The sequence below is a fragment of the Cognatishimia sp. MH4019 genome (assembly GCF_020177595.1).
In the GTDB taxonomy this organism is placed as follows: Bacteria; Pseudomonadota; Alphaproteobacteria; order Rhodobacterales; family Rhodobacteraceae; genus JAHTBL01.
Genome location: NZ_JAHTBL010000014.1, coordinates 1 through 25,823, shown reverse-complemented (window position 1 = coordinate 25,823; position 25,823 = coordinate 1). Strand labels below are relative to the sequence as shown.

Here is a 25,823-nt window from a genome sequence, read left to right as displayed (position 1 = left end):
GCGTCCCCCGCGGCCGGGTTCCCGCAGAACAGTTGCCCTGCGGTCGTCCGCTCATCCGGGGGGGATGAGCGAATATCGTGTGCCACCCTCATCAGGCGGCAAAGATCATGGGCGTGATGATCCGAGCCTGAGACCAGGCGCGGGCAATCGGCCCTTTTTCGGGAAGCTGCATCTGGCGGCCAAACGCCAACGCCCAGGTCAGGAATGACAGGGGCAATGCGGCCAAGAAAATGATGACGAAATAGGCATAGAACTCCCGTTTCGGCGGCGCGTGTTTGACGCGGGTCACCGGGGCGTCTGTTGTGAAATCAGTCATGCCAATTCTCCTCTCTGAGAATCCGTGCCTTCGTCAAAACCGGCTGGCTTCAACTTGCGCACAGTGTCGATCTGCACCCGCTCCGCGCCGTCTTTAAGCGCCTCCTCCTCGGCTTTGTCGCGAAGCGTTTTCGCGGCCGAAATGCGGGTCAGAATGGGGTGTGTCGCCACGATCCGGTCCAGAAGACGCTGTGCGTCCTCGTCCCATGGGAAATCGCGGCGCAAATTGGTCGGGGTCGCTTCAGCGGCATCCATCTCGGACGCGAGCGGAAGGATATGGAACAGCGCATCAAAGAGACCGTTGCACACTTCCTGCACCAGATAGGTCGCGCCCGCATAGCCCATCATCGGCGTGCCGGTGGCCCTGCGGATCGCAGCACCAGGGAAGCTGGCGGGAATGAAGGCGGGGCTTGGTCCATGACCGGCTTTCAGCTCGGCCAGATACATCTTTTCGTTGATCGAGCCCATGACGATCAGCGGGCGCTTCTGCCCCATCATCGCGCGGACTTCTTCGTTGTTGGTCTTCTTGCCAGCGGTGCGCGCAACGGCAAACGCGCAAGGCAGACCCATATCCGTTTCAAGGAAATTGCGGATACCGCGGGCGTAGGTCTCATTGGCGACAATCGCGAAAGACGCGGTCGCAAAGAAATCCTGCGTGACCGAGCGCCACAAATCCCAAACGGGTTTGATCGTCGAATGCTTCTCGCGCTCGATGAACGGTTCCGGGTCCAGCCCCAGCATCTCGCCCAGCGTGCGCAGAAATTTCGTGGTGCTTTCAATGCCAATCGGCGCTTGCAGATAAGGCTTGCCCAGCACTTCGCAGAGGCCACGCCCGAACTCGCGATACATGCAGATATTCACATCCGCATTCACCAGATTGCGCATCTCGGCCACGTGCGAGCCGAGCGGCATCACCATGTTCACCTCGGCCCCGATCCCTTCGACCAGACGCCGGATTTCGGCCAGATCGGAGGGCATGTTGAACGTGCCATACATCGGGCCGAGGATATTAACACGAGGGCGCGCGTCCTCCTCACGCTTTGCCTCGCGTGGCATTCGACCCTTGGTCATGCCAAATTCCGTAAAGATCCACGTCATCGCGCGGTCCGCACTTTCCCACTGATCCTCGTCAATGGTGCGCGGCAGGAAGCGCTGAATATTGGTGCCCATGGGGGTCACACCGCCACCGATCATCTCGGCAATCGAGCCAGTGACAACAACCGCTGGCAGAACCGGATCAAGCGTCTCCCAAGCACGCTTCATCGCGCCCTCGGTCCCGTCGCGGCCCAGTTCTTCTTCGCCCAGACCGGTCACCACAATGGGCAACTCGTGCGGCGGTAGGCCGTCGGTGTAATGTAGAACCGATGTCACCGGCAGGTTCTCGCAGCCCACCGGACCGTCGATCACACATTGCAGGCCCTTAACGGCGGTAAAGGCGTAAACCGCCCCCCAATAGCCTCCGGCGCGGTCATGATCCTGGATCAGCATGACGCACCTCCGTTCAACACGTGACCCACGCCCCGGACCTGATCCGGGGCCTCGCCGAACACAGCTTCACAGAGGTCCCGGATCGGGGTCCGGGACGCGGTGCGCTTTATGATGAGGCCGAAATGCATCCTATATCATCTCCGCCGCTTTACGCGCCCGCTCTTGCTTCGCCAGCTTCTTTTCCTGAACCGCGCGGAAGTCCTCGCGCACATTCGGGGTGCCTTCCCAGACGCCGGCGGTATCGCCAGCACCCACGCCCTCAAAGAAGGCGCGCATGTGGTCCATGCGGCTTTTGTTGCCGATGGCGGCGTTCACAACTTCGGCCAGCGATCCAGCCCCCGCAGGCCCCATCAAAGGACGCGCGGAAATCAGGTTAGTGAAATAGAGGCCCGGAATACCCAGCTCTTTCGCCTTCTGCACAACGGGGGTCGTGCCGATGGCCAGATCGGGCTTCACAGCCTCCATCGCGGCGCAATCATCTTCAAGCGAGGCGCGGAATTTCACCTTCACGCCCTTCGCTTCCAGCCACGCGGCGTCATCCGCAGACCACGGTGTTTTCGCGCAAGCGGTTCCGACATAAGGCACATCCGCGCCGCTTTCGATCAGCAGACGCGCGACCAGCAATTCGCTGCCCTCGTAGCCCGAGAGCGTGATCGTCCCCTTGATCGGCGCACCTGAAAGCGCACCATCAATCGCGGGCAGGAACATATTCTGGGCCGCAGCGATCTTCTCAGCAGAGACACCATAAGCATCGCCAATATTGGCCAACCAAGACATTGTCCCGTCGCGCCCAACCGGGGCCGAGCCCACAACCTTGCGACCCGCCGCCTCAAACTCACGCACAGCCGCCGTGTAGAACGGGTGGATCGCCGCGACGACCTGACTGTCCAGCGCGGCATAGAGCTCACGCCATTCCCGGCAGGGCACAACCGGACCCGCGGCCAAGCCAAGCGGAGCCAGCATCTGACCGATAATCATCGGGTCCGCCGGGAACATCTCCCCCAGCAGCGACACGGTCGGGCGATCCGATTTACCGCCAACAGGTGCTGCCACCGGCCCCGCCTCGATCTCGGCGCGCGCATAATTCAGCATCGCACCGGCAAGCACATCTTTCGCTTCCGCATGGGTAGGCACGCCGAAGCCCGGCACATCGATACCAACGACCCTGACACCGTTGATTTCAGAAGGCAGGAGCTTCAGCGGCACACCCGACGCGGTAGGGACGCACAAGTTCGTCACCACCACGGCGTCATAGCGATCGGGGTCAGCCAGTTCGTGGACCGCATCGCGGATATCCTCGAACAAGCGGCCCGTCACGAGCGATTCCGAGTTGAACGGAACGTAGCCAACCGACCGGCGCGCTCCGTAGAAATGAGTTACAAAGGTGAGCCCGTACACACAGCAGGCCGAACCGGACATGACCGTCGCCACACGGCGCATCCGCATACCAACGCGCATCGACCCGAAAGCGGGGCACATGCTTTGCGGCTTGTCATGGGGGCCTTGCGGATAATCCTTGGCGTATTGATCCAACACTTCAGATTTGCCAGCGGCGCGCGCGGCTTCCTCCATCTTGTCGGCGCCAGCGTGACAACCCATCCCGTCCACAGGGGCAGCAGGCGTGGGCGCATCAGCCACGTCGGAACGTGCCTCGCCCATCATCACCTCAGCCTCGGCGGCGGTATCGTATGTCACTTCATCAGACATCAAACGTCCTCGTAGACAACTTCAAGGCTCTCTTTGAGAACCGCATTCTTGCCGCGCATGTCCTGATCGGTGGCGGGTTCCAGAACCACATCCCCACCGGTTTCGGACGCATCGAACAGACCCAGAAGGCCGTCTTGATCCAACGGCGTGGGGCGCATGGGCGGGGCTTCGGCGACGTTGTCGCCAAGAGATGCAAACAGGTCGCCCCATCGCGATTCAGCCGTGCCGACAATCTGGTAGTTGGCAGATTTCTTGCGCAGGTCGTCGTCCTGCGGGATCGACGCCAAAATCGGAATATCAACCGCGTTCGCGAACGCTGCCGCTTCCCCCGTGCCGTCATCCTTGTTGATGACCAGACCGGCCACGCCGACATTGCCGCCCAGCTTGCGGAAATATTCCACCGCCGAGCACACGTTGTTCGCCACATACAGCGACTGCAAATCGTTCGACGCGACCAGAATTACTTTCTGAGCCATATCCCGCGCGATGGGCAGACCGAAGCCGCCGCAGACAACATCTCCGAGGAAATCCAGGAGCACATAGTCAAAGTCCCAATCGTGGAACCCGAGTTTTTCCAGTAATTCAAAGCCATGGATGATCCCCCGGCCGCCGCAGCCACGCCCGACCTCGGGGCCGCCCAGCTCCATCGCGAAGACGCCGCCGCGCTTGAAGCACACATCGCCGATCTTCACTTCTTCGCCCGCCAGCTTTTTCTTGGTCGAGGTCTCGATGATCGTGGGGCAGGCTTTGCCGCCGAACAACAGGCTGGTCGTATCCGACTTGGGATCGCAGCCGATCAGTAGAACGCGCTTACCCTGCTCGGCCATCATGTGGCTGAGATTGGCCAGCGTGAAGGATTTGCCGATGCCGCCCTTGCCGTAGATCGCGATGATCTGCGTCTTGGAGGTCGGCTCTTCCATGGGCACTTCCAGCGTGGCCTCTTCATTGGCCTCGTCACGCAAGCGCTGGTCAAAGTCTTTCAGATTCGGGACATCGAGGGTCATGCGACACCTTTCCAATCGAGGATCATTTTCAGGCAGGCGGGATCGGTGAAGGCTTGCTCGTAAGCTGCCGTCGCATCCGCTGCTTTGTTCGTGTGGGTAATCAGACCGCTGAGGCTCAGCGCACCGCTTTCGACAAGCGTTCGCGTGGCCAGCAGATCATCGGGTTGCCATTCCGCGGCGATGCGCAAACGCGCTTCCTTCATGAACGCGGGCGGGAACGCGAAGCTGAGCGGCGCGGTGTAGAACCCGGCGAGCACAATCTCTCCGCCCTTGGTGATGCGACCGATCAGGCTGTTCAGCAGATCGCCGTTGCCAGAGGCATCATAGATAGATGTGTAATCGCGGCGCTCGTCCTCGTCGGGATGGATGCACGCATAGCCTTCCGCCCCGGTACGACGATCCGCGTCGATATCCCAAACCATCGGTGCAGGTGCACCAGCGGCAATCGTCAGACGGGCCAGCAACCGGCCCAGCACACCGTGACCCACGATCAGGTCCGGCGTCTGCTTGTTCAGCCCGGCCATCGCATGGCGCGCGGTAGCGGCCAACGCCAGCAAGGCGCCTTCGGCACCCAAAGCGGCATCGATCTTCGTGACGCGATCCGCAGCTGTCACCAGCCGACGGGTCGCCCCTCCAAACAGACCAAACGCGTCTTCATAACAGTTCGCGCCCGGCACGAAGACATGGTCGCCTACATTATAATGTGTGTCCGCCCCGGCCTCGACGACTTCGCCGACGGCTTCATAGCCCGGCACCAGCGGATAGCCCATGCCGGGAAACGGCGGCATCTCTCCGGTCCAGAAAAGCTTTTCCGTACCGGTCGAAATCCCCGAGTGGGAAATCTCCACCACCAGATCATCCGCGCCCGGCGCTTTCAGCGCGAGCGTGTCGAGGCCAAGATCTTTCGGACCCTTCAAGATGACGGATGTGGTGTGCACCGGATTGCTCCCCCATTGGCGGTGGCGCGCCCCAACTGAGTCGGGAAAAGACTCAGTGAGACGTATTGTCATAGGTGTCAGTTTAACCTGACACTTTTGTGTGTCAATGTAATTAGACAGTAAATGCTGTAAATTTGGTCAAGCAGCTTTCGTTGCCACAACGGCGCTGGTCACGAAGGGGCGCGGCGCTTTCGGGGTATCGATCTTGGAGAACCCTGCCTTTGCGCAGATATCCGCAATTTCTGCTGCTGATCGCGCCCGCCCGGTGCGCATCGCCAGCGTATAGAATGCAAAATAGACATCGCCCGCACGGCTTCCCAGCATCGGCTCACTGATTACCAGCCGCCCACCATCCGGCAGAGTGTCAAAACATTTAGACACCAGATCCGCGACCGTGTCGTCCGCGTGATCATAAAGAACGCGAATCAAGGAAATCGTGTCAGCCCCGCCCGGCAGCACATCCTCCCGGAAAGAGCCCGGCGTGATCGTGCTGCGCGCGGCCATGCCAGCCGCCTCAAACCGCGCACGCGCTTCCGGCACGACGGCGGGCAAATCGAATAGCGTCACGGGCAGCTTCGGGTAGGCGGCGCCAACCTCGGCCAGAAAGGCCCCGGTGCCGCCGCCGATGTCCAGAAGATGCGCGCTGTCTTTGAACGACACCATGCGCAGCGTGTCCTCGGCCACCAGTTGCTGGCTTTGCGCCATCAGATCGGAGTAGGTCTGCGCGGTATCCGGATCCTCCGCCGCGCCTGCGCCGAAGACATACGGCCAGAAGCCCGCCAACTCCGTCTCTGTCTCGCCGCGCATAAAGGCAGCGGGGTTTTCCAGATCGCGGTAAAGCACCCGGTGATGCTTGATCATCTGCGCCAGTCCCGGCACCCCGATCAACGCCGCCCCCTTCTGGGTCAAAAAATGGGTGCCACGCTTATTTGCAAGCAGATGAAGCGCAGCACCCGCCCTCAACAGAACACCCATTCTGTTTTCGGGAACTCGGGCGCGGGCGGCCAGTTCGGCAGTGCTGAGCGGGCGCTGCAACAACGCGTCCAGCACACCCAATTCGACCAAGGCCATCAAGGTTTGTGAATGCACGAAGCCCGCGACCAGATCAAACATCGCCTCGCCGTCCCGGCGGGCTTTGCCGCGTGTCAGCGGAAACCATGCGGCCCATTTCTGAAACCCGCGCGAGGCCACCAGCCGATTGCGCCACCCTGTCAGCGACGCTTTGGGTTTCGGCAAGGCAGGCGGTTGGGCGATATCCGCCATCGTCTCAGGCGCGGTTTACGGCAGGCGCGACCGGCGTCAAACGCTCGGATTGCGCGCGCACCATCTGGGCCAGAGCGGCCTCGCCGGGGCAAGACGGGATCGACGCAATCGCGCCGCCCAGAATATCCTTGAGGTGACGTACAGCACCCTGCACACCGAACTCGCTGACCGCATTGGGCCGGTCATGCAGATCGTCTTGGCCCGCAGGCTTGCCCAAGGTCTCACTATCGTAAAGCGCGTCACGCAGATCGTCGGCCACTTGAAACGCCTCGCCAATACGGGCACCCAGTTCTTCCCACGGCTCCGCTTCCTGACCCGCTGCAAGCGCACCCATCTGCGTTGCCGCAATAAAGAGCGCCCCGGTCTTGGCGCGGTGATAGGCGCGCAGATCGACCTCTGTCTCGCTCTCCCAACCCTGGCCCGCACAAATGCCGTTGGGCATGCCCGTGCGGTGGGCCAGCGTCTGGATAAGTTGAACCGCGCGCATGGGGTCCGCCCCGGCAGCCTTCGCCAGAACCTCGAACGCCAGCACAATCAGGCTGTCCCCCGTCAGTAGCGCAATCGGCTCATCCCATTCGCGATGCACCGTCGGCTTGCCGCGCCGGATATCTGCATCGTCAAAGCAAGGCATGTCATCATGGACCAGCGAGGCGCAGTGGATCAGCTCCAACGCGGCGGCGGCGGCATTGCTCAGTTCAGGGCGATCATCGCCACAGGCCAAAGCGACAGACATTAATATAGTGGGCCGGATACGCGCACCACCAGGGGTGACCGCATAGTTCAGCGCCTTCGAGAGTTTCGGAGGCGCAACACCCCCCTGCCCCTGCCCGATGGCTTGGGAAATGGCGGTTTCGATTCGCTGTGACAGAGGCATGGCCGATCCTGCGATAAGGATGTGTCATTAATTTACGACACTAAATGTGTAAACTATACTGGACACATCGCTTCTCAGAGTCAACAATCACCACATGGATAGCCCCAGAGAGTCGCGAGACTCGGTTCTTGTTATTGGCGCCGGTATTGCCGGTCTCGCCACAGCCTTGCGGTTGGCCCATGCGGGGCTTGCCGTCACCGTGTTGGAACGCGCCGCCGAGGTGGGTGGCAAGATGCGCACCTTGCCGTCCAAGGCTGGCTCTGTGGACGCGGGCCCGACCGTCCTCACAATGCGCCCGGTCTTCGAAGAGCTGTTCGACAGCGTCTGTGAGAGCCTGTCCTCCCACCTCGATCTGATCCCCGAGGCGATCCTTGCCCGCCACTGGTGGCATGACGGCTCAACGCTTGATCTGCACGCCGACCCCGCCGCGTCCGAAGCCGCGATTGAAGATTTCGCAGGCCCACGCGCCGCCGCTGACTTCCGCAGGTTTTCTGCCAGAACCAAAGCGCTTTACGAGGCGTTCGACGCCCCCATGATGCAATCGGCAACCCCCTCGCAGTTTGACCTCACGATGCGCGTGCTGCGCCAGCCGTCCCTGATCGCGGCGATGCAACCGCATCTCACGCTTGCCCAGTCTCTCAAACGCGCGTTCAAAGACGCACGCCTCGCCCAGCTTTTCGGGCGGTATGCCACCTATGTCGGCGGCTCCCCCTTCGCGGCCCCTGCCCTGCTGGGCCTGATTGCCCATTCCGAGGCGCGCGGCGTCTGGCGCGTCAAAGGCGGCATGCACCGGCTGGCCCAAACGCTCCGCCAGCTGGCAGAAGCGCGCGGCGCAACCTTCGTGACAAACGCCGATGTCAGCCGGATCGAGATGCAAAACGGGCGCATCGCCGCCGCGCATACCAGCGCCGGCGCGCGCTACGCCGCCAACAGCATCGTTTTCAACGGCGACCCGCGCGCGCTGCAAACCGGCCTTCTGGGTGACGCCGCAAAACCTGCCGTGCCTGTAAAGGCCACCGAACCCCGCAGCCTGTCGGCTTACGTCTATGCCTTCGCGGCCACGCCCGAGGGCGCCGATCTGCACCATCACAACATCTTTTTCGCACGCAACCCACGCGCCGAATTTGACCCGATCGCCGCCGGGCAAATGCCCGACGACCCGACCCTCTACATCTGCGCCCAGGACCGCGGCACCGGCTCTACCCCGCCGCCCCTTGAGCGCTTCGAGATCATCATGAACGGCCCTCCCCGTTCCCGCACAGATAGCCAGGAGAAACCCCAATGTCAGACCCGAGTATTCGAGACACTCGCCCAATTCGGATTGACCTTCAGCCCGGAGCCGCCGCCCAAAGCGCTGACGACGCCCGAAGAGTTCAACAGCTTGTTTCCGGCGAGCCAAGGCTCCCTCTACGGGCGCAGCCCGCATGGGCTGACGGCATCGCTCGCAAGACCGACAGCGCGCTCGAAGATCACCGGGCTGTATCTGGCGGGCGGCGGTGCGCATCCGGGAGCGGGGATCCCCATGGCGACCCTCTCCGCGCGGCACGCGGCCGAGGCGATCTTGCAGGACCGAACTTCAACCTCGATGTCGCCGAAAACGGCTACGCGTGGTGGTATGTCGACGGCATCTGCGAAGATGGCTCCCGCGCGATCTCGATCATCGGCTTCATAGGCTCGGTCTTTTCGCCCTGGTATCGCTGGTCGGGGCGCAAATCGCCCGACAACCACTGCTGCATCAACGTGGCGACCTACGGCAAAGGCGGTCGCTTCACGATGACCGACCGGGGCCGCGACGCGTTGCAGCAAACGAATGACACCTTCACCGTCGGCCCGTCGTCCATGCGTTGGGAGGGCGGCAATCTGGTGATCGACATCAACGAGGTCTCAAGCCCGCCCCTGATCTCGCGCGTCCGGGGCCGGGTGATCGTCACACCTTCCGCCGTCACGCAGGTGGAGCTACCGCTTACCGAAGACGGCAGCCATGTCTGGCGGCCCTTCGCGCCCTCCTCACATATTCGCGTTGAGCTGGACCGCGAAGGCTGGGAATGGGAAGGCCACGGCTATTTTGACGCCAATTTCGGCACCCGCGCACTTGAGCAGGATTTCGACTACTGGACCTGGGGCCGCTACCCGGTCGAAGACGGCTCTGTCTGTTTTTACGATGCGACCCGCCGCGACGGCACCGATCTGGCCATCGGCGTGCATTTCGACCATGACGGCAATGCCCGCGTGATGAACGCACCGCCCAAGGTGGGCTTTCGCCGCTCCCTCTGGGGTGTGAAACGCGAAACCCGGGCGGATGCGGGGTACAAACCGCATCAGGTCAAAAACATGCTCGATGCGCCGTTCTATTCTCGCTCGGCCGTAAAAATCCAATATGCCGGTGAAGAAACCGTCGGCGTGCACGAAGCGCTTGATCTCAACCGTTTCCGTGGTCCGTGGCTGATGCCCATGCTGGCCGTCCGTGTGCCCCGGCGCAAAGGCTGGCGCTTTTGAAAACGAAGGGATGCCTTCGGCGCGGATATTTAGATCAGAGTGAAAGCCGTTAACCTTAACGCGGCGCTCAGACTTCTTTTGTCTCTAAATACCTAAAATCCGTCAGGCGGTCTGGGTGACTTCCTCTGGATTCATTTTCCAGACAGCCGCATTCAGCGCCCCAGCCACCGTGACCCACAACAGATAAGGCGCCATCAGCCATGCTGCCAAAGTGTTGAGGGTCGAGAAGGCAACAAGCGTTCCCAGCACTGACACCCATAGACAGACCAGCACAACCATGCCCGCCTTGATGCGTTTCAGCCCGAAAAACACGGGCGTCCAGAGCGCGTTCAACCCGATCTGCAAGGCCCAGAATGCCATACCCATTGCATTGCCATCCATCACCGCGACCAGCGTCGCGGCATAGGCGCTCATCACATAGAGCGTGGTCCAGGCCACCGGGAACATCCAGTCTTTTGGGGTCCAGACCGGTTTCTTCAACTCGCGATACCACTTGTCCGGCGGGAACATCGAACCCGTTGCAGCAGCCGCGCAACACGCTGCCAGAAACACGATGAAAATGGACCAGTCCATAGGGCATTCCAATACTTGGCTTTTACCAAAGATAGGGCTTTTTCTTAAGGTTCCAACATCCGCCGCTGCGCGTCCTGCGCTTTGAGCGTTGCGAAGATGCCCACCAGATCGCCGGCCCGTCCGTCGCCCCAAGCCCCTTGGGGTGCATCACGGCGCGCCGCTGCATCGACCAGAAAGCTGACCTCGGGCAAGGGGGCGGCATGGATTACCGCCGAGCGCGGCAACACCATCGTGACGCCCGTGCTCAACGCCGCTTGTGCCACCCAGCCCAGCTTTTGCACCTTTGAGGTATGCGCCCGGGTCGAGATGCTGTCGCAGCCCGCGCGCCGCACTTCGCGCCCGATCCCGGCATAGATATAGGACGCTGCATAAATCCCCATCCGGCTGCCGCGCGGCAATGCGCCAATCCCTGCTTCGGCGCGCATATAAAGCCGATCCGCGGCGTTCAGCAGCTTGCGGATCACCCCGCGCAAGGCATCGGTGGGCAGCGGGTCGCGCATCAAGAACTCCAGATCGACACCTGCCTCTTCCAGCCAATCAAGCGGCAAATAGACCCGCCCGGCCCGCGCATCCTCGCCGACATCGCGGGCGATATTGGTCAGCTGCATCGCCACACCCAGATCACAGGCCCGCGCCAGCGCGTCCGGATCGCGCACCCGCATCAAAACGCACATCATCGCTCCCACAGCCGAGGCAACGCGCGCAGAATAGGAGTAAACGCCCGACAAAGTCTGATACCGCCGCTCCACCGCATCCCATGCAAGGCCCTCCAACAAGGCCTCCGGCAATTCGCGGGGCATCTCGAAATCCTCGATGATCGCGGCAAACGCCCGATCTGCAGGCGCATTCCGGGGCGCACCTGCATAGCATTTCTCAAGCCGCTCGTTCAGCGACAGAACCGCGCCGCCCTTGTCTTGATGCAGGTCCACCGCATCATCCGCCAACCGGCAGAACGCGTAAAGCGCAAGCGCCGGATCCCGCACTCTCGATGGTAGCAACCGCGACGCCGCATGAAACGACAGCGACCCATGCCGGATCGCGCGTTCGCAATGCTCAAGATCGTTCGGATCAATCATTCTGCCGCCACTTTCATCGCGGTTTCTGCAGGCACGGTCTCGACATCCGGCACCAGCTTGGCCAGCACCTCGGCGCTCGACACGACACCGGGCACCCCAGCGCCGGGATGCGTGCCAGCACCAACCAAGAACAGCCCCTTGGCCTCTTCGCTGATGTTATGAGGCCGGAACCACGCGCTTTGCAAAATCCGCGGTTCAAGCGAGAAGCCCGAGCCGTTGGGCGACAGATACCGATCGCGGAAATCCTCTGGCGTAAACACGACCTCGGTCGACAGATGATCGCGGAAACCTGGGATCGTCTTGTCGATCTCCACCGCGACCTTATCCTTATAAATCTCTGCCTCAGCGGCCCAATCCACCGGATTGTCATGCCCCAGATGCGGCACCGGCGAGAGGACATAGAACGTATCGTCCCCGTCTGGCGCGACACTTGGATCGGTCACAGAGGGCCGGTGGATATACAGGCTCATATCGTCCGACAGCTTGCCCTTGATGAAGATGTCCTTCAGCAACCCCTCGTAACGCGGCGCATTCGTGATCGTGTGATGGCCCACATCGGCCCATTTGCCGCGTGTGCCTTTGGTCCCGAAATACCAAACGAACAGCCCCATCGACCACCGCTTGCGCTTCAGTTTCGCATCGGTCCAGCGTTTGCGCCCGTGATTGCGCAGCAGCCGGGTATAAGTATGCCCCGCATCAGCATTGCTCACCACAAGCGGCGCAATCACCTGCTCGCCATCCACCAGGCGCACGCCTTGCACAACCCCCTTGCTAACGACAATCTCGTCCACCTCGACACCCAGCCGAATGGTGCCGCCCTGCGCACGCACGACCTTTGCCATCGCATTGGCAATCGCCTGCACACCACCCATGGCGTAATGCACGCCGAACTCTTTTTCGAGATGCGCCACCAGCGCATACATCGAAGTCACCTTGCGCGGATCGCCCCCAATGAAAAGCGGGTGAAACGACATCGCCATGCGCAGCCGCGCGTCTTTGAAACGGCTCTTGGCCAGCCCCAAAATCGACTTGTCGGCCCGCAGCAATGCAAATTCGGGCAACACTTTCACGGTTTCCCAGATCTTGTGCATCGGCTTGGCCACCATGCCTTCGAAACCCAGAACATAGCGCTTGCGCCCATCCTCCAGAAACTTGCGGTAGCCCTTCACGTCACCGGGCGACAGGCGGGCCACCTCGGCCTCCATCGCGTCGGTGTCCTGCCGCGCGGCGAAAGTTGATCCATCGGGCCAGCGGACCTCGTAGAACGGGTCCATGGGCCGCAGATCAATGTCGCGATGAAAGTCCCGCCCACAGGCGCGCCACAGATCCTCATAGACCTGCGGCACAGTAATGATCGTTGGCCCCAGATCAAAGCGATGCCCGTCCTGGCTGATCGATGAGCCGCGCCCGCCGACCAGATCCAGCCGCTCAAGCACCGTCACGCGATAGCCCTTCGCCCCCAGCCGCATGGCCGAAGACAGCCCGCCAAGCCCCGCGCCAATGATTATGGCATGGGGGCGTTCAGATGCTGGGTTCAAAGAGGTCATGGCGATAGCCTTTGGCAAAGTGTCCACTTTTATTTACATATGACCCTAAGCCACACAGACAACAGGGCAAAGAGCTCTTTTCTATTTCGTAAAATAATGTAAGCTAAAGTTGACACTCTTTGTGGAGAAAGAGGTATTTATGACGCAAACCGTAAGCCTGAGCTTCTTCCGATTCGCCTCGCCATTGGATCGGATCTGGGCATTTACCATGATGGGCGCAGCCCGATTCGCGCTTCCAAAGGTCCCCGACCTACAATTCTGGAAGCTCTGCGGCTCGGGCACGGGCGAAGGCTTTACGCCGATCCCGAACACATCCGTTTACGCGATCCTGTGCACATGGCCCGACCATGACACGGCCAAAGAACGGCTGGAAACTGCGCGCATCTTCCAGCGCTACCGCAACCGCGCGGCTGAAAGCTGGTCGGTCTACCTCACCCCCACATCCGCGCGCGGAGAATGGGCAGGTGTTGCCCCTTTTCGCCCATCACCTGACGTCGACACCGGCCCTTTGGCCGCGTTGACCCGTGCGACCGTAAAACCTTCGGTCGCCGCCAAATTCTGGCGTCAGGTGCCTGATATCTCCGCCATGATCGGCGCGAATGACAACGTTGCCTTCAAGATCGGCATCGGAGAGGTCCCCTTGCTCCACCAAGTGACCTTTTCGATCTGGCCCAACGCCGCCGCGATGGCTGATTTCGCCCGCAAAGACGGCCCCCATGCACGCGCCATCAAAGCCGTCCGCGACGGCAACTGGTTCCGCGAAGAACTTTACGCCCGCTTTCGTGTCATCGATCAAAGCGGCAGCTGGGGCGGCAAAAGCCCCTTCCTGAGACTGGATACAATATGAAACAGCCCTTCCCCTTCAGCGCCATCGTCGGCCAGGACGATATGAAACTGGCCATGGTTTTGACCGCCGTGGACCCGTCCATCGGCGGTGTTCTGGTCTTTGGTGATCGCGGCACCGGTAAATCCACCGCCGTTCGCGCGCTGGCCGCGCTGCTGCCCCCGATCAAAGCGGTTGAGGGCTGTCCAACGAACTCTGAAAAGGTCGCAGATTGCCCGGAATGGGCTGAAATAGGGTCGAAAAAGCTGGTCACCAAGCCGACCCCTGTGATCGACCTGCCCCTTGGCGCCACCGAAGACCGCGTCGTCGGTGCACTCGACATCGAAAAGGCGCTGACCCGTGGGGAGAAAGCGTTTGAGCCGGGTCTGCTCGCCCGTGCCAATCGCGGCTATCTCTACATTGACGAGGTGAACCTGCTCGAAGATCACATCGTCGATCTGCTGCTCGACGTCGCCCAATCCGGCGAAAACGTGATCGAACGCGAAGGTCTGTCGATCCGCCACGCCGCGCGCTTCGTTCTGGTCGGCTCTGGCAACCCCGAGGAGGGCGAATTGCGCCCCCAGCTTCTGGACCGGTTCGGCCTCTCCGTTGACGTGACAACCCCCACCGATATCGACGACCGGATCGAAGTGATCCGCCGCCGCGACGCCTATGACAGCGATCACACCGCCTTCATGCTGCGCTGGCAGGCCGAGGATGCGATCATCCGCGATGACATCCTCAAAGCGCGTAAGCTCTTGAAAAAGATGAAAACTCCTGACGCGACCCTGCGCGATTGTGCCGAACTATGCGTCGCCCTCGGCTCCGACGGATTGCGCGGCGAACTCACCTTGCTCAAAACCGCCCGCGCGCTGGCCGCCTACCAAGGCGACAAGACCGTCACGCGCGCCCATGTCAAAACCATCGCCCCCGCATCCCTGCGCCACCGCCTGCGCCGCGATCCGCTGGACGAGGCCGGTTCCGGCACCCGCGTCACCCGCATTGTCGAGGAAGTCCTTGCATGAGCGACAGCCAAGATACCTGGCTGCGCGCCGCCACCGCGCTGAACCTTCTGGCTGTCGATCCCGTCGGCCTTGGGGGCCTCTGGCTGCGCGCCCGCTCCGGCCCCGTCCGTGACCGCCTGATCGAAGGTCTCAGCGCCCTCCCCCTGCCCTTGCGCAAGATCCATCCCACCATCGCGAATGAACAGCTTTTCGGCGGTGTTGACGTCTCTGCCACCCTTGCCGCTGGCAAGGTTGTCGAAACGAAAGGCCTCATCGGCCAGCCCTCTGCGCTGATCCTCACGATGGCCGAACGGGCCGAGGCTAACCTCGCCGGTAAACTCGCCATCGCACTCGATGATAACACCTGCCACAACCTGATCCTGCTGGATGAAGGCGACGGGGACGAGGAACAGGCCCCCCCTGCCCTGCGCGACCGTCTCGCCCTGCATCTGGATGCGACCGACATCGCGTGGCAAGACACCACCGACCCGACCTTGCCTCAAGCTGATATCGACGCCGCGCGCGCAAGGTTAGAGACGATTCAGGCCGATGATACGGTATCAAAGTACCTCACAATCTTCGCCAAAGACCTCGGCATCGACAGCCTCCGCGCGCCGCTTCTGGCCGTCCGCACCGCCCGCGTGCATTGCGCCCTGTTCGGCGATGGCGAGATTGACGAAGACGACCTGCGCGCGGCCGTGCAACTGGTTTACGCCCAACGCGCCACGCGGATGCCCGAACCCGAACCTGAAAGCCAAGACGACACGCCGCCCCCACCGCCCGACACGAACGAAGGCGACCAAGGCGATGAAAGCGAAACGCCTGACGATTTCCAGATCCCCGAAGAAGTGCTTATGGAAGCCGTCAAAGCCACCCTGCCCGCTGATCTGCTTGCCCATCTGGCCAAGCAAGAAAGCAAAGCCAAAACGCCCGCTGGCGCTGGCTCTGGCGACAAGAAAAAAGGCAACCGGCGCGGCCGCCCCCTGCCCTCGCGCCCAGGTCAGATCGACGGCACGTCCAAGGTTGATCTGGTCGCGACCCTCCGCGCCGCCGCCCCATGGCAGCCAATCCGCCGGAAATGTTCCCCGCGGGGAACAAATCTGCACATCCGCGCCGAAGATATCCGCCTCAAACGGTTCGAGGAAAAGTCAGACCGCCTGCTGATCTTTGCCGTCGACGCCTCCGGCTCCGCCGCGTTTTCGCGGCTGAACGAGGCCAAAGGCGCGATCGAGCTGCTGCTGGCCGAAGCCTACGCCCGCCGCGATCACGTCGCCCTTGTGGCGTTCCGAGGCGACAGTGCCGAAATCCTGCTCCCGCCCACCCGGTCGCTCGTGCAAACCAAACGCCGTCTCGCCGCCCTGCCCGGCGGTGGCGGAACCCCCCTTGCCGCTGGCCTGAAATCCGCGCTCGATCTCGCGCTGCAAGCCCGCAAGCGCGGCATGACACCCACAGTCGCCATCCTCACCGACGGCCGCGCGAATATCGCGCTTGATGGCACCGCCAACCGTGCCACCGCCGGAGAGGACGCCGACAAGATGGCCAAGTCCCTGCGGAGCAATGCGGTCGAATGCCTTGTCATCGACATGTCCAACCGTCCACAACAGGCCCTAAAACAGCTGTCAGAGACGCTTTTGGCCCCATATGTCCCGCTGCCCCGCGCCGATGCCAAGCGGCTCTCTAAAGCCGTTTCTACTGTTCTGAGCGATTAAATGGACTGGGACGCCGCAAAAGAGAAATGGCCTCATGCGGCCACCTCGCGCTTTGTCGAATGCCGCCCCCATGTCTGGCATATCCAAGAGATGGGCAAAGGCCCCACGCTTCTGCTGCTCCACGGTGCGGGCGGTGCGACCCATTCCTGGCGCGATCTGATGCCGATCTTGGCGCAGGATTTTCATTGCGTTGCGATTGACCTGCCCGGCCACGGCTTCACCAATATCGGGCGCAAGCAACGCTGCGGGATCGAGCCCATGTCCGAAGACGTTATGGCGCTGGCCAAGCAGGAAGGCTGGGAGATTGACGCCATCCTCGGCCATTCCGCGGGCGCTGCCTTGGGCTTTCGGATGATGCAAATGGGATGTTCCCCGCGGGGAACAATTGTCGGGCTGAACGCCGCCCTCGGAAACTTCCCCGGCCTCGCGGGCGTGATCTTCCCGATGATGGCAAAGATGCTGACCTTCAATCCGCTGACGGCCAACATCGTTTCATCTGCCACGACACCGCAAAGCATCAAACGGCTGATCGAAGGCACCGGCAGCACGCTCGATGACGCCGGGCTTGCCCTTTATCATCAGCTCGTGTCGACCCGCAGCCATGTGGATGGGACGCTGACGATGATGTCGCAATGGCGGTTGGACGGCGTGTTGACGCGGCTGAAAGAAACCGCTCAGAACGCGCTTTTGATTGTCGGTGAGAACGACAAGGCCGTGCCGCCGATCACGTCGGAAAGTGCGGCGGCACGGTTGCCGAATGCCAAAGTCATGCGGATCGAAAAGCTGGGCCATCTGGCCCATGAGGAAGCGCCTGCAATGGTCGCGCCGATTATTCGCCGCTTCCTTCTGCCTTGATCGCCTCGAAAAAAGCCTTCGTCGCACGCTCCAACGCGGTGCGATCCAGCGCGGAAAAATCCTGAGCCATCCTGATCTCGAACCGGCCATCGGCGGCGGTGCATTTCGCCTCCGCCACGCCTGTGCCAATCCGAAAAGTTGTCTTCGCGGATTTGGGCGACGCTGTCTCGGATTTCGACTTCAAGAATTGCGTGATGATTTCCAGCTCTTCAGCCTCCGTCCGGTCCGGTTGCGCCGTCAAAGCGGCGCGAAGGGCGCGGGTGCCTTCGGGGTTGTCCTCAAGCCGTTTGTAAAGCGCCAGACCCGTCGCGCGGGACAGGACACGGACATTCTTCAAATCCCCGTTGAGGCGTCGGAGCAGCCGCGCGAACTGCTTAATATATGTGCGACGCTGCCGATTGCTGACAGGGTAAAGCTCGTTCACAGCCGCTTCGATATCCTGCACGCCTAGGGGCGCTGTCGCCAGATAGGCCCAGGCCAGCGCGGCCATCTCACCAAAGGTGATGTCCTTGCGAACGATGTTTTCGTCGATCATCCGACGATAGAGCTTCGTCAAATGTTCCCCGCGGGGAACAATCACGGCGGGGATCTTGGCATAGTCCTCACCACAGGAGTCCTGCAGGAACCTGAAAGCCTGCAAACGCCGAAAGCCTTGGATCAACTCGTAGCCGTCATCGGCCTCCTCAACCTGAATGGGGTTGGAAAGACCGATCTCTTGAATGGACATCACAAGGTCAAGCGCGTCGCGTTCATCAGCGGGCGCACGATCCCGGATCAGTTTCGAGGTTTTAATCTCGGAAAGTGGCACTAAAGCAGTGATTAGACCCTGTTTCTTGAGGGCTACGAACTCATGGGCAAGGCGGTCATTCTCGGCCCGGATGGCGGCTTCTGCGCTCAGCCGCTGCTCCATCGCGTCGGCGTTCTCGGCGATGGCAGACGCCATAGGGCCTCGGCGTTCCGAGCCGATGGACTTTGTTTCAAGCTCTGGTGTGTCCGCCTCAAAGTCGATGTCGAATACGCGGCGTTTCTTGCTCATGTCCGATCCTCCAGATTATCCCAGGCGGCCAGCAGATTGCCCTTGAATTCATCATAGGCACGATCAAACGATCCGCGCGCCCGCCGCCAGGTTTCCCGCGTCATATCGCGGTAGTCGATTTCGTAGATCGAGCTGAGAAAGCGGCCAGATTGTTCAACCGCGCGCGTCATCTCGATGGGGTGTTCGGCAACTCTGTCGCCAAAAACCTTAACGAAAGCATCCTGCATCGCGCGGTGCAGTTCATTGTTGGGCTCAAACCGTGTGAGCAGAAAACGCAGATCGGCAAAGGCCTTGGGCAGGTTCATCGTCCCCGCAGGGACGACGTTTGAGAAGCGGCTCAGGTCTTCCAGCGCCTCTGACAGCTGGCCGATAAATGAGGTTGTGCTGTCATATTCCCAATAGCCGGGACCCGACGGAATATAGAGGACATCCGCCGCAAAAACGGCGTTCATCGACTGATAACCAATGGCAGGCGGGCAGTCGAAAATGATCATGTCATAGGCGTCGTCCGGCAACTGATCGAGATAGCGCGAGACGGCTGCGAAGAAGGACCATTCGGGGTTAAGGTGGCGATATTGCGCGGAGGCGAATTCGACGAAGGCGGCGTTCGCACAACTGGGCACGAGGTCAATTGTCGGCCAGCTGGTCGGCTTGATGAAATCGGTGACGCGCAGATCGGCAAGCCCCATATCAGTGATCGCCGTGGGCAGGCGCCGCTGGGGCAGGGTGGCCCCACTTTCGGCACCTTGGACGGTGGCGTTCATCCGCTCGGTCTCGTTGATCAGATCGCGGGCCATGATGCCCCAAACGGTGAACTCCTCGGCGACGTCGGACAGGCCCATGGAATGGCTGAGCGTGGCCTGCGGATCGAAATCGACGCAGAGCACACGGTAGCCATCAAGGGCGGCGGCATGGGCGAAATGCAGCGCGACAGTCGACTTGCCGGCACCGCCTTTAAAATTGGCAATCGCTGCGCGGATGGCGCGTTTTCCGGACGGGCGGGGCGGCTGGAGGGATTGGCGATTAATTTTTAAGCGTCGGCGCAGCTCGTTGATTTCCTCCAGCGTGTACCAGCGTTGACGGCCATCTTCTTCGACCAGACCCTGGGGAAGGGAAGGATCCGCCGCGAGGCGCCCGCGCATGGTGGACTGATTCACGCGGAAGATCAGCTCTGCCACCTCCCAGCTGGAGAACCGGCGAAGCGTCTTCTCCATCTCAGGCGAATAGGTCTGCTGCCGGATATAGCCCTGCATCTTGAGAGAGCGGGCCTGCAGCGCGCTGAGATCGGTATGGGTAAACATCGTGCCTGTCTTCTTCAAATTGTTCCCCGCGGGGAACATTTCCCAAGGGACGTTAATTTCTGCTCAAAATGAATTTACGCGGAATTTGCGAAAAACGCAAAAGCGAATAAGCTGATTTGAGCGAACCGCCACCATTGCGGCTTTACCTGCGGTGCAGGCGGGGCAGGGGCATCGGTTAACGATTCGGAATGATTGGGAAATTCGAGAGCAGCACACAAAATCTAGGGGGACAGGATCTTGCCTCCTACCGCGGATTGGGGGACAAAACAGGCCTAATAGGGGTCACCTAGAATGTCCCCCAATACCATTGATACCTGTTTTTTCGATTTGATTGAGTACAGGATGAGGCATGCGCACGATCACCGCTTGACAGAATCGGCTTTTCGGACGCAAATCAGTCTCAATGAAAAAATAACGCTGAGTTCCATCGGCGCTGCGGTTTGTAAACCGCTTTGAGGCATCACCTTTCTTTGGTGACATCACGAGGGCAGGCCATGCTTGCAACGAAACCCGTTGGGCGCAATGCGTCTGCGCGGAAATATGATATTCTGACGGCGCTTGGGGCTTACGCTTTGGCGCGCGGCAAACATGAACAGCGGCTGGTGTTGCGGTTCCTGACGCTGATCACGGCGCGCTATAATTGGGCGCGCGATGAGCTGGCCGTGGGGCAACGCGAGATTGCAGCGCTTTGGTCGGTGGATGAACGCACGGTCAAACGAGATATGGCCAAACTGCGCGGGCTTGGGTGGCTTGTGGTCAAACGCCAAGGCGCGCGCGGGCGGGTGACGCAATACGGAATCGCGTTGGAGACGGTGCTGGGGGCGACGCGGTCGCAATGGGGTGCTGTCGGCCCGGATTTCGAACTGCGGATGCAAGGCGCGCCTGAGCCGTCGCGTGTTGTCGCCCTTCCGGTGAAAGGCACGGTCAGTGCCCCCGATCTGAGCGACGGAAGCGAATGGGCGCTGGCGCAGGCGATTCTCTATCAGGAAGACCAAAGCAGTTTTGGCGCGTGGCTGAGCGCGCTGAGCCGCGTGGAGCGGGCAGGGGGGCGGCTGACGCTGAAAGCGCCGTCGCGCTTTCATGCTGCCTATGTGAGCACTCATCTTATGGGCCGGGTCGAGGCGGCGTGTCAGGCCGTCGATGATGGCGTGTCAGAGGTGGTTTTGATCGTCTAAGCCGGCCCAGTGCGGCAGCGGGTCATAGCCCAGCTGCAACAAGACGTGCGGCACGTCGACGAAAACCCAGTTCTCCACCAGCAGATCGCCTTCGCGCCGCCACCAGTCGCAGACCCGCATGAACACGCGCTCGTTCGAGGGGCCTTGCCCGAGGAAAGGTTTGACGTTGACGCCTGTGAGCGACGGCCAACCGCCGGAACAGGTGTAGTTGCCTTCGCCGTATCGCGTGAAATGGCGGGTCATACCATTGTTTTTGGTGCCGCCGGACCAGCCGTCAAACTGCCCTTCAAACGGGACCTGGAATGACGCAAATTCCTCGATGCCAACGAAAGAGCCGAAAGCGCCGGGGCCATACCACATCATGTTTTCGTGCCAATAGGGCCGCCATGCTTCGTCATGGGTGGCCAGCTTGCCAAGCATATCGGTGACGATCTGGTAGCTGCGCTGGCCTTCCGCCGGGTCGGGCGCAGTTGTGAGCACGCCGTCTTGGCTGGCCGGGCCTGGGATGAAGCCTGTATAGCCGCGCGAGAGGCCAGGGCCGGTGTCGATGGGCCATTGCCCGCAAGAGATCATCAGTTGGGGGATATCGAGGAAGATGTAGCTTTCGACAGCCTGGCCGTTTTCCATCCGGTGAAACTCGCCAAAGCGCAGGAAAGACAAGGTGTTTGTCGCGCTCAACCCGATCCAATCCTGCGCGAAGCGCCCGACATAATAGCCGGTTGCGCTGATCCAGAATTGATCCTCGAAACTGCCAGCCATGACGATGTCATCGCGGCGATAGAGGCCTACAAAGGAGGTTTGAAGGGGCTGCATGACGGTGCGGAGATAGGCTTCAGCGCCTGCGATCTCGTTGAACGGGTGCACCACGTTGATCTGAGCTTCGGGGGCAAAAAAATCGGTGATTGCAGAGGTGAAGGCGCCGGGATGGCGCAAGGCATCGGCATAGGCAAGATAAGGGCTGCGATCCTGAGAGGACATGGCATTTCCTTTTGGATGAGTGAGAAAAGTCAGACGGTGGCAGATGCCATGCCAGGCCCTGCACGCATTCTGGCGAAGGGAATACGACCGGGGCGTCTGGACCGGATCCCGCTTAGCCGCAGGATCGCGTCGAGGTCCGGGGTCAGGCCGCTGGTCTGATGTCTCACATCCATGGGCGCAGTTTAGGCAAGCAAAACGGTGCCGCAAGATATATCGCACCGCCGGGGCGTGCTTGGATTCACGCCACAAAAAAAGGCCGCCCTGCTTGCAGCAGCGCGGCCTTAAATTCTTTCGAAGAAAGACTTAGTTGGTTGCGGTCGAGTCTTCCTCGGTTTCCGCTTCCTCGTTCATCGTCTCTTCGGCTTCGCCTTCCATTTCAGGGGCGGGTGCGAGAGAGGCGAGGTAGGCATACAGGTTGGCTGCATCCTCTTCCGAGCGGACCTTGAAGGCCATCTTGCCGCGTGCACGACGATCATCGAGCGTTTCGCGCAGCCAGCCGGTGGGGTCCTGAACGTAGCCGACGAATTTCTCTTCGTCCCAGACCATCTCTTGCTCTTCGCCCAGAGTGACCAGAGCGTCGCTGTAACGGAAGTCTTCAACCGAGCCCAGCTGGCGACCGGAGACAGCATACAGGTTGGGGCCGGTACGAGCGTTGCGGCCTGCAAGCGTCTCACCGTTATCGTCTACGACGACGTGGCAAGCGACACACTGACGGTTGAACGCCTCTTCACCGGCGGCGGCGTCACCAGACGCGTGACCTTCGGCGAAAACGGGGGTGGCTGCCATTGCGGCAATCGCGGCTCCGTAAAACAGTTTCATTAGTTCGCTTCTCCTCTTAGGACTTCTTCACATTACCAAGTGAGTGCGTATTTCGCACGGGTCAAGGGCTGACATTCACGTGATGCACAGTTTCTCAACATCACCGCGCGAATATGGTTCCAAATAGCGGTAAAACGCCTTTCCTGAAGGGAATAATCGCGAATTTTCCCCATAATTTCAGCGACATTCTGCCGACACTCTGTGATTACGCAACGGCATGTGCGAGCGCGCATTGCACCCAAAGTTGCTTCAACGCGCCGACCAGATGGTCGATATCTTCATTGGTGTGCAGCGGCGATGGCGTGAAGCGCAAACGTTCGGTGCCTCTGGGCACGGTGGGGTAGTTGATCGGCTGCACATAGATGCCAAAATCGTTCATCAGAATGTCGCTGAGTTGGCGGCATTTGACCGGGTCCTTGATCATCACCGGAACGATATGGCTGTCGTTTTCCAGATGGGGAATGCCCTCGCGGTCCAGGGCGGCACGCAGGCGGGCGACCTGGCGACGCTGCTGGGCGCGCTCCATCTCCGACTGTTTGAGATGCGCGATGGAGGCTTTTGCGGCTGCGGCCACAGCCGGGGGCAGGGCGGTCGTGAAGATGAAGCCCGACGCAAAGCTGCGAATGAAGTCACACAGCGCGGCAGAGCCGGTGATGTAGCCACCGACGCAGCCATAGGCTTTGCCCAGCGTGCCCTCGATCAGGTCGATGCGATGGGCGAGGCCTTCACGTTCAGAGATACCGCCACCGCGGGGGCCATAAAGGCCAACGGCGTGGACCTCGTCGAGGTAGCTCATCGCGCCGTGTTTCTCGCAGACCTCGACGATTTCCTTGATGGGGGCGATGTCGCCATCCATGGAATAGACCGACTCGAACGCGACGATTTTGGGGCGGTCGCCACAGGCGGCGAGCTTGCGGTCGAGGTCCTCGACATCGTTGTGTTTCCAAATCACCTTGTCGGCGCGCGAATGGCGGATGCCTTCGATCATGGAGGCGTGGTTTTCGCTATCGCTGAGGATCACCGCATTGGGGATGCGGCTGCCCAAAGTGGAGAGCGCGGCCCAGTTCGATACGTAACCGGAGGTGAAGAGAAGCGCTGCTTCCTTGCCGTGCAGGTCGGCCAGTTCAGCTTCCAGCGCCAGATGGTGGATGTTCGTGCCCGAGATGTTGCGCGTGCCGCCAGCGCCGGTGCCGCAGGCCTCGACCGTGCGGGTCATTGCTTCGATCACGGCGGGGTGGTGGCCCATGCCGAGATAGTCGTTGGAACACCAGACAGTCACATCGCGTTTCTCGCCATCATTGTGATTGGCGGCTTTGGGAAACTTGCCACATTGGCGCTCAAGCTCGGCGAAGTAACGGTAGTTACCTTCCTCTTTCAGAGTGTCGAGCTGGTCTTGGAAGATGGCGTCGAAGTTCATGTGGCTGTCTTTCTTGGTGGCTTATTCAGGTTTGGGCGCGGGAAGCATCCAGCGCCAGAGTTTCGCATCCGGCAGCGGCAGGACCATCAAAAGATGCTCCAGCAGGGCCAGACCCAGAAGGGAGGTAAGCAGGGCAAGCGCGACCTGATCGGTCGGGGCGGTCGCAGACATTGCGCCTTGCAGGAAAATCGCGGTCGTGAAGCCAAGCGCCATGATCGAGAAGGGCAGAAGCCCGTTGACGGTATCATAGCGGAAGTAGCTGGGCAGATGCGCCAGCGGTTTGGGCAGAAATTCGGTGTTGATGCGCGGCACGCCGTAGAAAAGGTTCAGCTTGGCCGAGATGCGCGCAAGAAACAGCACCGTAAAGGTCATGGCGGCGATAGTGTTTTCGGCGCCAGCGGTGGCGATCCAGAGGACAACGAGCGCGATCAGCAGGGCAATTTCGTGATAGGCGACGGTGCCGAAGGCGCGGCTGAACCGACTGTGGCCCAGAAGGGCAGCCGGGCAGGGCGCCTTGATCGGGCCAGTGATGATACCGGTGAGAAAGGCCAGTTCGATCCAGCCCCAGATCGCCAAGGCGGCGATGAAGCCAAGATAGACATTGGCGATCGTCACGGCCTCAAGGGAGGCAACGGTCGCCGCGATGCCAAGCGCCAGAAAGGGCAGCCCCCAAAGCGTCGCATTCGCATGGGCAGAGGCGTCGGCCCGATCCGCGCGTTTCACGACCATAAGGATCGCGCCCGTGGAGAACCACCACAGGAACAGGGCGCCGATTGCGGCGATCCAGGGGGAGGCCATCACTGGCCTGCCCCTTTATGCATGGGCTGGCTCAATAGGCCGGCTCAAGGCGCGTCGTGGCGGGCACGACATGCTTGTTGGCCGGGATCGTGTAAAGCGCGATGAACGCCCGCGTGGCTTGCGCCATGCCGATGCCGCGCTTGATAAGACCACCCAGACCGCCTTCGGCCTTGCCTTCCGCCACTTTGACCGATGCGCGCTGCATCCGCTCCAGATTTGGCTGCCAGCGGGGATGCTCGATATCCAGCGTGATCGGGAAGATCTGCTCCGACAGTTTGGAAGTCTTGGTGAAGACCTCATGCGCATACCAGTCGGGATCAACACCAAGCGCGTCGTGGAAGGCTGGGCGCTGGTGATCGCGCACATACATCGTCGAGTAGACCGCCGTGAGGAAGAACTTGATCCAGAGCACATTGCGCCCCTGGGTCAGCTTCGGGTCGGTCTTCATCAGCAACGCGAAGGCCTCGCCATGGCTGAACTCGTCGTTGCACCATTCCTCGAACCATTTGAAGATCGGATGGAAGCGATGCTCCGGGTTCTCCTGCAGGTGGCGGAAGATCGTGATGTAACGGGCATAGCCGATCTTTTCCGAGAGATAGGTGGCGTAGTAGATGAACTTGGGCCGGA

Annotated in this window: 24 protein-coding genes; 7 read left to right on the top strand and 17 right to left on the bottom strand. The window is 61.0% G+C overall.

Features of this window, described 5'->3' with window-relative positions; translation table 11 throughout:
• Positions 1-91: 91 nt before the first annotated feature.
• The 7 genes from pufQ to KUW67_RS17540 form a co-directional block, all read right to left on the bottom strand.
• Entirely contained in the window at positions 92-316 is a 225-nt protein-coding gene (gene pufQ / locus KUW67_RS17570; protein WP_224826642.1) for a cytochrome PufQ, read from the bottom strand.
• A complete protein-coding gene (bchZ, locus tag KUW67_RS17565; RefSeq protein WP_224826641.1) occupies positions 313-1,803 on the bottom strand; it encodes a chlorophyllide a reductase subunit Z in 1,491 nt (496 codons plus the stop codon). The genes pufQ and bchZ overlap by 4 nt, the downstream gene beginning before the upstream one ends.
• A gap of 129 nt (positions 1,804-1,932) precedes the next feature.
• Positions 1,933-3,510, bottom strand: coding sequence for a chlorophyllide a reductase subunit Y (bchY, locus tag KUW67_RS17560; RefSeq protein ID WP_224826640.1), 1,578 nt, complete (start codon positions 3,508-3,510; stop codon positions 1,933-1,935).
• On the bottom strand, positions 3,510-4,514 hold the full coding sequence (locus KUW67_RS17555) for a chlorophyllide a reductase iron protein subunit X (protein WP_224826639.1): 1,005 nt from the start codon (positions 4,512-4,514) through the stop codon (positions 3,510-3,512). Before KUW67_RS17555 ends, bchY begins: the two co-directional genes overlap by 1 nt.
• Positions 4,511-5,452, bottom strand: a complete 942-nt coding sequence (gene bchC / locus KUW67_RS17550; protein ID WP_224826638.1) for a chlorophyll synthesis pathway protein BchC — start codon at positions 5,450-5,452, stop codon at positions 4,511-4,513. Before bchC ends, KUW67_RS17555 begins: the two co-directional genes overlap by 4 nt.
• Positions 5,453-5,590: 138 nt before the next feature.
• On the bottom strand, positions 5,591-6,715 hold the full coding sequence (locus KUW67_RS17545) for an acetylserotonin O-methyltransferase (RefSeq protein WP_224826637.1): 1,125 nt from the start codon (positions 6,713-6,715) through the stop codon (positions 5,591-5,593).
• 4 nt (positions 6,716-6,719) lie between these two features.
• The gene (locus tag KUW67_RS17540) at positions 6,720-7,589 is read right to left on the bottom strand and encodes a polyprenyl synthetase family protein (protein ID WP_224826636.1); all 870 of its coding nucleotides are present in this window, start codon (positions 7,587-7,589) and stop codon (positions 6,720-6,722) included.
• A 94-nt stretch (positions 7,590-7,683) separates the two neighbouring features.
• Between KUW67_RS17540 and crtD the strand changes: the two genes are divergently transcribed.
• Together crtD and crtC are read left to right on the top strand one after the other, a co-directional pair.
• Positions 7,684-9,261, top strand: a complete 1,578-nt coding sequence (crtD, locus tag KUW67_RS17535) for a 1-hydroxycarotenoid 3,4-desaturase CrtD (protein WP_224826635.1) — start codon at positions 7,684-7,686, stop codon at positions 9,259-9,261.
• Positions 9,216-10,085, top strand: coding sequence for a carotenoid 1,2-hydratase (gene crtC, locus KUW67_RS17530; protein WP_370635034.1), 870 nt, complete (start codon positions 9,216-9,218; stop codon positions 10,083-10,085). Before crtD ends, crtC begins: the two co-directional genes overlap by 46 nt.
• A gap of 102 nt (positions 10,086-10,187) precedes the next feature.
• Here crtC and KUW67_RS17525 read toward each other — a convergent pair whose 3' ends face one another.
• Genes KUW67_RS17525 through KUW67_RS17515 form a run of 3 tightly spaced genes read right to left on the bottom strand, consistent with a single transcriptional unit; the run spans position 10,188 to position 13,281 of the window.
• On the bottom strand, positions 10,188-10,658 hold the full coding sequence (locus KUW67_RS17525; protein WP_224826634.1) for a TspO/MBR family protein: 471 nt from the start codon (positions 10,656-10,658) through the stop codon (positions 10,188-10,190).
• A 44-nt stretch (positions 10,659-10,702) separates the two neighbouring features.
• The gene (crtB, locus tag KUW67_RS17520) at positions 10,703-11,734 is read right to left on the bottom strand and encodes a 15-cis-phytoene synthase (RefSeq protein ID WP_224826633.1); all 1,032 of its coding nucleotides are present in this window, start codon (positions 11,732-11,734) and stop codon (positions 10,703-10,705) included.
• A complete protein-coding gene (locus tag KUW67_RS17515) occupies positions 11,731-13,281 on the bottom strand; it encodes a phytoene desaturase (RefSeq protein ID WP_224826632.1) in 1,551 nt (516 codons plus the stop codon). The genes crtB and KUW67_RS17515 overlap by 4 nt, the downstream gene beginning before the upstream one ends.
• 139 nt (positions 13,282-13,420) lie before the next feature.
• On the opposite strand from KUW67_RS17515, the gene crtA reads away from it, so the two are divergent.
• The 4 genes from crtA to bchO are packed head-to-tail and all read left to right on the top strand — an operon-like array spanning position 13,421 to position 17,672.
• On the top strand, positions 13,421-14,128 hold the full coding sequence (crtA, locus tag KUW67_RS17510) for a spheroidene monooxygenase (RefSeq protein ID WP_224826631.1): 708 nt from the start codon (positions 13,421-13,423) through the stop codon (positions 14,126-14,128).
• Positions 14,125-15,129, top strand: coding sequence for a magnesium chelatase ATPase subunit I (bchI, locus tag KUW67_RS17505; protein ID WP_224826630.1), 1,005 nt, complete (start codon positions 14,125-14,127; stop codon positions 15,127-15,129). Before crtA ends, bchI begins: the two co-directional genes overlap by 4 nt.
• Complete coding sequence (locus tag KUW67_RS17500; protein ID WP_224826629.1) at positions 15,126-16,817, top strand: magnesium chelatase subunit D; 1,692 nt, start codon at positions 15,126-15,128, stop codon at positions 16,815-16,817. The genes bchI and KUW67_RS17500 overlap by 4 nt, the downstream gene beginning before the upstream one ends.
• On the top strand, positions 16,818-17,672 hold the full coding sequence (bchO, locus tag KUW67_RS17495) for an alpha/beta fold hydrolase BchO (RefSeq protein ID WP_224826628.1): 855 nt from the start codon (positions 16,818-16,820) through the stop codon (positions 17,670-17,672).
• Here bchO and KUW67_RS17490 read toward each other — a convergent pair.
• Both KUW67_RS17490 and KUW67_RS17485 read right to left on the bottom strand, forming a co-directional pair.
• Positions 17,647-18,708, bottom strand: coding sequence for a ParB/RepB/Spo0J family partition protein (locus KUW67_RS17490; protein ID WP_224826627.1), 1,062 nt, complete (start codon positions 18,706-18,708; stop codon positions 17,647-17,649). The two genes, bchO and KUW67_RS17490, sit on opposite strands and share 26 nt — an antisense overlap.
• Entirely contained in the window at positions 18,705-20,009 is a 1,305-nt protein-coding gene (locus tag KUW67_RS17485) for an AAA family ATPase (RefSeq protein WP_224826626.1), read from the bottom strand. The genes KUW67_RS17490 and KUW67_RS17485 overlap by 4 nt, the downstream gene beginning before the upstream one ends.
• Positions 20,010-20,503: 494 nt before the next feature.
• Here KUW67_RS17485 and KUW67_RS17480 point away from each other — a divergent pair, with 494 nt between their 5' ends.
• Positions 20,504-21,184: a hypothetical protein gene (locus KUW67_RS17480; RefSeq protein WP_224826625.1), complete on the top strand. Its 681-nt coding sequence runs from the start codon at positions 20,504-20,506 to the stop codon at positions 21,182-21,184.
• On the opposite strand, the gene KUW67_RS17475 is transcribed toward KUW67_RS17480, so the two are convergent.
• The 5 genes from KUW67_RS17475 to acsF form a co-directional block, all read right to left on the bottom strand.
• On the bottom strand, positions 21,161-22,162 hold the full coding sequence (locus KUW67_RS17475) for a hypothetical protein (RefSeq protein WP_224826624.1): 1,002 nt from the start codon (positions 22,160-22,162) through the stop codon (positions 21,161-21,163). The two genes, KUW67_RS17480 and KUW67_RS17475, sit on opposite strands and share 24 nt — an antisense overlap.
• A gap of 303 nt (positions 22,163-22,465) precedes the next feature.
• The gene (locus KUW67_RS17470) at positions 22,466-22,981 is read right to left on the bottom strand and encodes a cytochrome c family protein (protein WP_224826623.1); all 516 of its coding nucleotides are present in this window, start codon (positions 22,979-22,981) and stop codon (positions 22,466-22,468) included.
• A gap of 205 nt (positions 22,982-23,186) precedes the next feature.
• The gene (gene hemA / locus KUW67_RS17465) at positions 23,187-24,398 is read right to left on the bottom strand and encodes a 5-aminolevulinate synthase (protein WP_224826622.1); all 1,212 of its coding nucleotides are present in this window, start codon (positions 24,396-24,398) and stop codon (positions 23,187-23,189) included.
• A gap of 21 nt (positions 24,399-24,419) precedes the next feature.
• The gene (puhE, locus tag KUW67_RS17460; protein WP_224826668.1) at positions 24,420-25,196 is read right to left on the bottom strand and encodes a putative photosynthetic complex assembly protein PuhE; all 777 of its coding nucleotides are present in this window, start codon (positions 25,194-25,196) and stop codon (positions 24,420-24,422) included.
• 31 nt (positions 25,197-25,227) lie between these two features.
• On the bottom strand, positions 25,228-25,823 hold a 596-nt coding region (gene acsF / locus KUW67_RS17455), incomplete at its 5' end, for a magnesium-protoporphyrin IX monomethyl ester (oxidative) cyclase (protein WP_224826621.1).

Coding starts and splice junctions, on each gene's coding strand:
- bchZ (WP_224826641.1), bottom strand. CDS start 1,803: ATGCTGATCCAGGATCATGACCGCGCCGGAGGCTATTGGGGGGCGGTT.
- hemA (WP_224826622.1), bottom strand. CDS start 24,398: ATGAACTTCGACGCCATCTTCCAAGACCAGCTCGACACTCTGAAAGAG.
- puhE (WP_224826668.1), bottom strand. CDS start 25,196: ATGGCCTCCCCCTGGATCGCCGCAATCGGCGCCCTGTTCCTGTGGTGG.
- KUW67_RS17480 (WP_224826625.1), top strand. CDS start 20,504: ATGCTTGCAACGAAACCCGTTGGGCGCAATGCGTCTGCGCGGAAATAT.
- bchO (WP_224826628.1), top strand. CDS start 16,818: ATGGACTGGGACGCCGCAAAAGAGAAATGGCCTCATGCGGCCACCTCG.
- KUW67_RS17545 (WP_224826637.1), bottom strand. CDS start 6,715: ATGGCGGATATCGCCCAACCGCCTGCCTTGCCGAAACCCAAAGCGTCG.
- KUW67_RS17540 (WP_224826636.1), bottom strand. CDS start 7,589: ATGCCTCTGTCACAGCGAATCGAAACCGCCATTTCCCAAGCCATCGGG.
- KUW67_RS17485 (WP_224826626.1), bottom strand. CDS start 20,009: ATGTTTACCCATACCGATCTCAGCGCGCTGCAGGCCCGCTCTCTCAAG.
- KUW67_RS17490 (WP_224826627.1), bottom strand. CDS start 18,708: ATGAGCAAGAAACGCCGCGTATTCGACATCGACTTTGAGGCGGACACA.
- bchY (WP_224826640.1), bottom strand. CDS start 3,510: ATGTCTGATGAAGTGACATACGATACCGCCGCCGAGGCTGAGGTGATG.
- KUW67_RS17500 (WP_224826629.1), top strand. CDS start 15,126: ATGAGCGACAGCCAAGATACCTGGCTGCGCGCCGCCACCGCGCTGAAC.
- bchI (WP_224826630.1), top strand. CDS start 14,125: ATGAAACAGCCCTTCCCCTTCAGCGCCATCGTCGGCCAGGACGATATG.
- KUW67_RS17525 (WP_224826634.1), bottom strand. CDS start 10,658: ATGGACTGGTCCATTTTCATCGTGTTTCTGGCAGCGTGTTGCGCGGCT.
- crtA (WP_224826631.1), top strand. CDS start 13,421: ATGACGCAAACCGTAAGCCTGAGCTTCTTCCGATTCGCCTCGCCATTG.
- crtD (WP_224826635.1), top strand. CDS start 7,684: ATGGATAGCCCCAGAGAGTCGCGAGACTCGGTTCTTGTTATTGGCGCC.
- crtB (WP_224826633.1), bottom strand. CDS start 11,734: ATGATTGATCCGAACGATCTTGAGCATTGCGAACGCGCGATCCGGCAT.
- KUW67_RS17475 (WP_224826624.1), bottom strand. CDS start 22,162: ATGTCCTCTCAGGATCGCAGCCCTTATCTTGCCTATGCCGATGCCTTG.
- KUW67_RS17555 (WP_224826639.1), bottom strand. CDS start 4,514: ATGACCCTCGATGTCCCGAATCTGAAAGACTTTGACCAGCGCTTGCGT.
- KUW67_RS17515 (WP_224826632.1), bottom strand. CDS start 13,281: ATGACCTCTTTGAACCCAGCATCTGAACGCCCCCATGCCATAATCATT.
- KUW67_RS17470 (WP_224826623.1), bottom strand. CDS start 22,981: ATGAAACTGTTTTACGGAGCCGCGATTGCCGCAATGGCAGCCACCCCC.
- pufQ (WP_224826642.1), bottom strand. CDS start 316: ATGACTGATTTCACAACAGACGCCCCGGTGACCCGCGTCAAACACGCG.